The organism is Psychrobacter sp. ENNN9_III, from assembly GCF_001462175.1.
Taxonomy (GTDB): Bacteria; Pseudomonadota; Gammaproteobacteria; order Pseudomonadales; family Moraxellaceae; genus Psychrobacter.
The window spans coordinates 1-7,918 of record NZ_LNUO01000193.1 but is presented as its reverse complement, the minus strand read 5'-3'; the positions used below and the strand labels follow the sequence as shown (position 1 = coordinate 7,918).

The 7,918-nt window shown below is 37.2% G+C and carries 8 protein-coding genes; 4 read left to right on the top strand and 4 right to left on the bottom strand.

The features are described 5' to 3' along the window. The first annotated feature begins 1,300 nt into the window (after nt 1-1,300). From PENNN9_RS11740 to PENNN9_RS11725, 4 genes are all read left to right on the top strand, one after another. Complete coding sequence (locus PENNN9_RS11740) at nt 1,301-1,657, top strand: MobC family plasmid mobilization relaxosome protein (RefSeq protein WP_058369851.1); 357 nt, start codon at nt 1,301-1,303, stop codon at nt 1,655-1,657. Continuing rightward, a complete protein-coding gene (locus tag PENNN9_RS11735; protein ID WP_058369850.1) occupies nt 1,647-2,795 on the top strand; it encodes a hypothetical protein in 1,149 nt (382 codons plus the stop codon). Before PENNN9_RS11740 ends, PENNN9_RS11735 begins: the two co-directional genes overlap by 11 nt. A gap of 167 nt (nt 2,796-2,962) precedes the next feature. Then, nucleotides 2,963-3,802 (top strand): DNA adenine methylase, encoded by an 840-nt coding sequence (locus tag PENNN9_RS11730; RefSeq protein WP_197409106.1) that lies wholly within the window; start codon nt 2,963-2,965, stop codon nt 3,800-3,802. Then, nucleotides 3,795-5,078 carry a type II restriction enzyme gene (locus tag PENNN9_RS11725; RefSeq protein ID WP_058369849.1) on the top strand — a complete coding sequence of 428 codons (1,284 nt, stop codon included), beginning with the start codon at nt 3,795-3,797 and terminating at the stop codon, nt 5,076-5,078. The genes PENNN9_RS11730 and PENNN9_RS11725 overlap by 8 nt, the downstream gene beginning before the upstream one ends. Before the next feature lie 72 nt (nt 5,079-5,150). On the opposite strand, the gene PENNN9_RS11720 is transcribed toward PENNN9_RS11725, so the two are convergent. The 4 genes from PENNN9_RS11720 to repM form a co-directional block, all read right to left on the bottom strand. Continuing rightward, nucleotides 5,151-5,456 (bottom strand): hypothetical protein, encoded by a 306-nt coding sequence (locus PENNN9_RS11720; RefSeq protein ID WP_058369848.1) that lies wholly within the window; start codon nt 5,454-5,456, stop codon nt 5,151-5,153. Nucleotides 5,457-5,759: 303 nt separating this feature from the next. After that, complete coding sequence (locus PENNN9_RS11715) at nt 5,760-6,476, bottom strand: RepB family plasmid replication initiator protein (protein ID WP_058369847.1); 717 nt, start codon at nt 6,474-6,476, stop codon at nt 5,760-5,762. 48 nt (nt 6,477-6,524) lie between these two features. Next, nucleotides 6,525-6,773 carry a hypothetical protein gene (locus PENNN9_RS11710; RefSeq protein WP_058369846.1) on the bottom strand — a complete coding sequence of 83 codons (249 nt, stop codon included), beginning with the start codon at nt 6,771-6,773 and terminating at the stop codon, nt 6,525-6,527. Between the two features lie 60 nt (nt 6,774-6,833). Next, nucleotides 6,834-7,799: a replication initiation protein RepM gene (gene repM / locus PENNN9_RS12590; RefSeq protein ID WP_082638085.1), complete on the bottom strand. Its 966-nt coding sequence runs from the start codon at nt 7,797-7,799 to the stop codon at nt 6,834-6,836. Nucleotides 7,800-7,918 lie beyond the last annotated feature (119 nt).

The window sequence follows — 7,918 nt, the reverse complement described above, 5'->3', positions numbered from 1 at the left end:
CCTTAATTGACAGGTAAACGTCCCTTAATTGACAGGTAAACGTCCCTTAATGGTGTCTGAAAGCTACTGATAGCAATACTTTCAGAACACTTAAAAGCTTTAAAAGCTTTAAAAACCTTAAAAACCTTTTCTGTTTATTATTAACTAATAAAAATACAAGTAGGGTTGTTACTAATTCAAATACTGTATTTCTACAGATAGTTCTTATTACAACTCTAGCAATCAAATAAGTAATTTTTTAAATAACATTATTTAATGTTTACCTTCATTTTATAAGTCGTATTTAGAAATAGATTAAGCTATTAGTGGTCTTCGTATATCTAATACCAAACCAAATCAATCTATTCAGATAACGTCTATTTACTATGTGTAAGTCGTAGTCAGTCTCAAAACTTAGAAACTCCGCTAAACTGAGGAATCTTCACACTTCAACCATGAATTAGACGTTTCGATATAGGCACAGGCTGATCATTGAGAAAAACAGCATTTAGCTACGTGAAAAGTAACAATAGAAACATCAATAAGTAATCTATAGACGGCATATAGCCAACATCTACATGGAAAACAACACTTCTGTATCTTCACCAACAATAGTGTATATACACATCGAAATCTGCGTCAAAAGTAATGCTAGAAACGATGCTGCTAGTGTATGAGCAGGAAAAAGTCTATTTGAGACAGTAGGAGAGTATTAGCTACGTGAAAAGTAACATCTGAAGCATGAAGAAGAACTAATCTATATTTTGAGCCAAAAGCACCACTAGCAGTTAAAAATAGAGATTTCACAGTTTTAATTGGAAAATAGAACAAAAATAGACGGATAGAACGCTAATAGAGCATCAAAAGTGTTGTTTGGAACAGGGAGAGTGCGCTAGCTACGTCAAAAGTAACGTTTGGAGCATGAAAACTCACTTTCTAAGCATGAACAGATACACTTTAGGCTGCAAAACATACGAAAGAGACGGAAGGGGTATGACGGGCTGTTTTTCTGGTTATAAGTCTGCGATTACCAAGAAAAATTGAGAAAACTAGGGTCAAAAATAGAGAAAATGATACGAAAATAGGGATATTTCACCAAAATTAGCTATAAATCCGACTTCTGCCAAAAATAATAGCCTACTAACCCAAAAACAGACTGGCTTAATAACGATATGTGCTCATAAAATGCCCTTATATCATTATTAAGCCAGCAGTCCCTAGTGCGCCCATTTTCACTATCGTTCTAATGGCGCCCTCGGGTGCTGGTAAGGGGGAAAAAGCCCCCCCTTAACCCCCCAAATCAAAAGCCGTCGAGATCACTATGAATGCCTCCAAATCACCTAAGTCTGGTATTAAAGAACAAAGAAAAATTGAGCTAACACTTAGAGTTAATTCCTATGAGCATGAATTAATAAAGAAGCGCCAGACAGAAAAGACAATGAGCCGATGGCTCAGAAATCTAGCGTTAAAATCAAAACCAGTATCTATAGCCGATCCTAATTTAATTCGTCAACTTGGACGAATTGGTTCTAATCTAAATCAAATAACAAGACATGCAAATATTGATAACCAGTTAGATAAACAAGTGCTAAACGAGATAACCGCTATTAGAAAGTTAATGCATGAGTTAATAAATCAGAACCTAGAAGATGCAAGGAAGGCAGACGATGATCGTTAAATTTCATGACCATGGAACAGGCCCTGCAAGTGGTGCGACTAATTATCTGTTGAAGGAGCGCGAAAAAGGCCCCTCTGACGCTTTAAGACCCAAACGTTTACCATTGAAGCCTCGTAAGCATGCGCGCGTGCTAAGCGGCGATCCTGTTCTTACTGAGCATCTGATCAATACGACTCCTTACAAACAAAAATACAAAAGCGGTGTTCTTTCTTTCGAGAAGCGCGCTAATGAGCTAACAGAAAAGCAAAAGTTCGAGATCATGAAAAAATTTGAGGAGGTGATTTTCTGCGGACTGGAGCGTGATCAGTACGATATTCTGTGGATTGAACATGCCGATAAAGATATTGATGAGGCAAATCCAGTCGGTCGCTTAGAGCTAAACTTTCTGATTCCAGGACAGGAACTACGAAGTGGTAAAAGGTTGCAGCCGTTTTATATGGGAGCTGATTTGGTAAGAGTTAATGCATTTAAGAACATTGTTAATTACGAGTACAGATTGGCTGATCCAGATGAGCCTGAGCGCGCGCGATTGACTAATTCGTACTCAGAAAATTCCGCACCACCCTCAGCTTATATTATGAAAGGCTATGACCGCCAAGCTGCTAAAAAAGACGCTGAAACCATTAAGAATCCACCGAATCGTGATGTATTACGTGAGGCTATCAATCGAAGAATGGAATATGATTTTAATATAGGACAGATTAAGTCTCGTGAAGGCGCATTGCTAAGTTTGAGACGGCTCGGACTAAAAATAGAGCGTGCAAACAGTGAAAATTTCATCTCAGTAAGCTGTAAAAACCTGAGAAATAAAAAGGGTGAGCCAATACATGTAAGGCTTAAAGGTGATATATACGAAAAAGATTTTGATGCTAATAAGAAGCAGGAACATACGATAGAAGCAGCACAAAAAGCCTATGTGTCACGATTACCGAGAGAGTATGAGCGTAATAAAAGGACCTTAGCTAAAGGCATTGAGATAAAAGAGAAGTATCACGAAGGTTTGTATAAAGATATAGAGCTACCAGAGCCGTTAAAATTGAACGTTGTTGACATACCCCTAGATAACGTCAAAGAGCAGCCAGAACGCGAACCTGCGCGTCCAAGCAAGCATTTAGATGCACTAACTATGGGTTTTTAATTACTGGGTTTGATATGAGTTTCTTAAACTATTCAAACTGAGCTGGTGCTGTGTCAATCTATTACTATTTGAATGTATTACGTTCAGCCGTTTGATGATAAAAACAAAGATAATGTTATTATAGCTAACGAATAAACTAGATGTGATTTGAAAAAAAGAGGTAACAAGTGGCAAGAGCCAAAAACAAGTTAGTAATGCCGTTCTTAAAGTGGGTCGGTGGCAAGAGACAGTTAATGAACGACATTGAGCCGTTGATACCTAGCAAAATTTCCACATACTATGAACCTTTCATTGGTGGCGGTGCCGTCCTTCTTAATCAACAACCTAAAAAAGCTGTGATTAACGATTACAATGCTGAGCTTATTAATGTGTATGCAGTAGTTAGAGATCAGGTAGAAGAGTTGATCGAAGACCTAGCTACGCATAAGAACGAGTCTGACTATTTTTATAGCATTCGGGTTCAAGATAGAGAAGAAGGTTTTGATCAACTATCATCATTGAAACGTGCTTCACGAGTCATCTACCTTAATAAAACGTGCTTCAATGGACTTTATAGAGTGAATAGTTCAGGCGAGTTCAACACTCCTTTTGGACGATACAAAAGCCCTAATATTGTCAATGAATCTGTATTGAGAGCTGTGAGTAAGTATCTACAGAATAATAATATAGAATTACTTAGTGGAGACTTTGAGGATGCACTTAAAGGTGCTCGTAGAGGTGCATTCGTCTACCTTGACCCCCCATACGATCCTATATCAAAAAGCTCTAACTTCACAGGATATGTGGAAGGTGGTTTTGGCGTTGACCAGCAAGAAAGATTAAGAGATGTCTGCGTTAAATTACATCAGAAGGGTGTCAAATTCTTACTATCAAATTCGGCAACTCCCCTGATAAAAGGTTTATATAAAGATTTCGAGATAATAGAAGTCGGAGCTAAGCGGCATATCAATTCTGTGGCCAGTAAAAGAGGCGAGGTTACAGAAGTCCTAGTGAGAAATTATGAGTGATTCCAAGAACGATATAGCATGGTCGAAAATATTTGACGATTTTCCGATTGTGGATGTTGTAGAGGAAAAAGGATTTTTCATCATTACGTCTAGTCAGATAAATAATTATCGAGAAGCTAGACTAATGACGAAGTTCGACGTTCGTAGACAACTTCCTAAGGTGTTTATTGAAAATGAGTTTGCTATTCTCCCTATTACTAGAGGTAGCTATATCATTGGAAAGTTTAATATATTTGAGGATATAAAAAACAATACTAAGCTCGTCTCATATGGCGCTGACACACTACCTGAACATATAAAAGCTATTGATATTGAGAATATCAGTAGCGAAACTACGGCTTTACTGTGTGCCAACGTGTGCGGAATACTGCGTTCATTTTTTGAGGAAGATCAAATAACCCATGTAATAGGCGGTAAAATGGGTTCAGGATCTTTCGATTTTCAAATATCTGATATCAGAATACCAGTTTCAAAATCTCAAATTGAGATTGATGGTGGCTTTGAGTCTGAAAATTTTGTTTACCTTGTCGAAGTAAAAAACCTAATACATGAGGATTTTTTGATAAGACAAATATATTATCCGTACAGAACGTGGACTAACAAACTAAAAGAGCGTCAGATAAACAAAACCGTTAGAAATATATTTTTAACTTATTCAGATGGTGTTTTTTACTTACGTGAGTACCAATTTGAAAAAATAGAAGATCCCAGCTCAATAAAGTTAGTCAAGGAAGAGAAGTACAGTATAGTCAAAGACTCACTTAGCTTAGAAAGGCTTAAAGAGATAACAGACAATGTAATTATCATAGAAGATCCTGATCTCTCATTTCCTCAATCAGATGATTTAGATAAAGTAATTAATCTGTGCGAACTCCTTTATCAAACAGATGATGGCTTGTCTAAAAGAGAGATCTCAGAGGAGTTCGGTTTTGTTATTAGGCAAGCTGGTTACTATGGCTCAAGCGCTAGATATCTTGATTTAGTAAGCTACGATGGACAAAAATATAGGCTTACGGAAAAAGGTGAAGAAATATTTAGCCTACCACTTATGCAAAGACAATTTGAACTTGTTAGTCTTCTTTTGTCTCATGAACCATTCAATATTGTTATGAAGGACTACTTAAAGGAAAGCAGTCGTCCTACTGTAAGGAGAGTTAAAGAGCTAATAGCAGACTGCAAACTATACAATGTGGGTAAAGAAACAACTACTTTCGGTAGACGATGTAGCACTGTAATAAGCTGGATAGACTGGGTGTTCGATAGAGTAGAAGTTTAAAATATTGCCCAAACTCTGAGTAAAAGAGCATCGCTCTTTATTGGTTTATAAGAGAGTTTGGGCAAATCTACCTTATTTTTTGTTTTTTAATTTGTCTTCCGCTGCTTCTGCTGCAGCTTTAGCAAATCCAGGGATGACCTCGGCAACCGTAAACTTTCCTATATTGAACAGAGATTTTCCTGCCCACTTTACTCCAGCAACTGCTGTCTCCCCAGCTCCATTGGCATTTTTTATATCGTCTATTGTTTCACCCCAAGAGTAATAACTACCTTTCCCATATTTTTCTTTACTTGTCGCAGCTCTGTCTTTCATGCTGGCTATTCTTTCTCTTTTTCCATCATCATCTAAATCTTTATAAGATACTCTTTCCTCAGACATAGCCCAATCCTCAACACAAAGTAGTTTTAATTATATTGATACTGCTGTGCTACTAAGCCTATCGACATTCTTTGCATTGGCTTTGTGCTCTAACTGTTCCATCACCCATATTGCGAAACCCAAACTTCGCTTCTATTTCTTGATGAGAATTTGCAACTTTAGGGCACTGGGGGCACTTGTGTGGAAGTTTTATAGAGCCGCTATTCATAATATACCTCGATATGGTTCATGAAATAAGAAAGCTTAATATAGCAGACAATAATCTATTTTTAATATTGTTTTGAGCTATATATTCAATTAAAACTAGGAAGTGTGTTTTTTCATCTCAATCGTAAATGTAAAAGCATTGATAGTACGCACATTTCTATGCTGCTCATAACTAACCTTAATGTCTGTATGCTCGTTAATTTGTTCTATAGAGAAGTCTAGTACCTGTCTTTTAAAGTCAAACATACGCTTATACTCATGATCCAGAACCCCCAACTCTTCTCTTAGTTCTTTAATATCGATTCGTGGAGATTTACTTTTGCGATTTAGAGCAGTTAAAAGTTCATATAAACGTATAGTGTGTGCATTAGTAAGACTAGCTACCTTTTGCACGTTGTAGATCTTGAGCCGCTCCTCTAACTCATCCATAAAAGCAATGACCGTGGGTGTGAGGCTGAAAGCTACGGTCTCAACTTCATTCATATAAGCTATATCGATTACCCAATGACTAGTTCTATGCCATAGATTTGTATTCTCAGCGGGTTCTGTATAGCTAAACTGGCGTTTAAACAGGCTTCTACAAGCATCTTGTAGAAGCCCATACGCTGGCTGCTCAGGCATACCAAACATATCTACATACCTTATGGCTGATATTTCAATACGTTTACCTAGTAAGGTGTCCAAATCAGCTGTAGTCTGATATTCCTTAGCCACAGTTATTGCTAGCAGAATCACTCTACTTTCAGCTACATTTAAACCATAACTAGCAGTAATTATGGCTTTGTCTTTTTCTGGTAGATCTTTTACAGCCATGAGTTGCCGCCCTGTACTACATACAATTGAGATTAAAAGAGAGCTTTACTATTCCAGCATGTCTGCTAAAAATTCTAATAGCTCAGGTAGATCAAACTCTCCTTCCGTAAACCCGTACTTTTCACAGTCGTCAGGAATAATTACTGTTTGACCAGAGAATCTTGAGTCTTCACTAATAATACGTAATGTACTAACAAGCTCGTCGCGTACTACTGAGGGTATTTGAGAATCCAGTAACTCATCTTCCTCTACTGACAGCTTATTAATGTTGATTGTTAAATTCTCGATTTTTATCATGGTCATTACTCGTTAAAATAAATGGTTGTGTGAGCGCTAAAACTTGAGCATACAAATGAATCAATAATCAAGATACTCTCGAATAGGACGCTTTTTGAATTGTGAAGCATCTTTTTTCAGGCGGTTAATCATTTCAGACTCCCATGCTTGTGATGACTGTCCAGCTGGACTGGTCGGACTGACCATATGATTATAGTCAGTAATAAATCGAGGATTACGAGCGATACGTCCAAGCTGCTTATCATTTAGACCTTGAACTGTGAACATATCAGCGGTATCTGCGTCTCTGCCAGTACTTTCTTGTCTAGTGTTTTTAGGATTGTTCTTAGTTAATACCTTGAATTCAAAACCTACTATCGATACACCTTTTTTAATTTGTGTGTAACTGACATTCAAATCTGATTTTTCATTAATTTCTCTTACTGCAAGGTCTAAGACACGCTTTTTAAAGTCGCTCATAGCTTTATATTCGTTTTCTTCAATCCCTAACTGCCCTCTAAAAACATCTAAAGCAAAACTTACCTTTTTCGCTTTTCTCCATTGGGTGAGTAGCTCGTATAATCGCACAGAGTACACACTCTTCATTGATGCTACCTGTTCAAGCGCAAACTTTGTAAATAAAGTTTTATTTTTCTTAGCATCAATACGTGTAATCTCTTTTACTACAGCAGGTGTAAGCATTATTTCAATGATTGCTTCATCATCTAAATATTTTGCTTGGCTTACCCAGTGAGACCTCACTGGCTTGCCGTCCATTTCATCAAGAAATGTGAAATAACGCCTAAATAAAGAGTTTTCAGCATCAATAAGAATCTCATAAGCAGTTTGCCTTGTAACACCAAATGCATCAGCATAACGACTTGCATGGATAGGTAGAGGGGTCACCGAGTCTATACCTGTACCTGTTTCTCTTGCATCTATAATTGCCAACTGCATGAGACGAATCTCAGCAAGTGATAGTTTTTGTATAGCTGTGTTTAACCTATGAGTTTTGACAACTTCGTCTTTCGATTTTTTAGCAAACATACTCGACATTCCACATCATTTAGAGACTAAAATATATCACGTCATTAAAATGACTTCAAACAAATACGTCCTTAATTGACAGGTAAACGTCCCTTAATTGACAGGTAAACGTCCCTTAA